1 pseudogene is annotated in these 296 nt (G+C 70.3%); it reads left to right on the plus strand.

Features of this window, described 5'->3' with window-relative positions:
* Positions 1-296: pseudogene (locus FLQ44_RS22995) on the plus strand (hypothetical protein); the annotation flags it as partial.

The following is a 296-nucleotide window of genomic DNA, read 5'->3' on the forward strand; positions in this document are numbered from 1 at the left end:
TGGTGATCACCGACCTCTCTCGCGCCCTGCGCGAAGAGGAGCGCCAGGCCTGGCAGCGCCTGATCCGCGTACTCGGCCATGAGCTGAACAATTCGTTGGCGCCGATCAAGTCGATGGCCGGCACCCTGGTGCGCGTGCTGGCGCGCGAGCCCCTGCCCGCGGACTGGCGCGAGGACGTCGACGCCGGCCTGCAGGTGATCGGCGACCGCGCCGAAGCCTTGAACCGCTTCATGATCGGCTACACCGCACTGGCCCGATTGCCCTCACCGCAGCGCCGCGAGGTCGAGCTGGCCCCG

The sequence above is a fragment of the Vogesella mureinivorans genome (assembly GCF_007644035.1).
GTDB lineage: Bacteria > Pseudomonadota > Gammaproteobacteria > Burkholderiales > Chromobacteriaceae > Vogesella > Vogesella mureinivorans.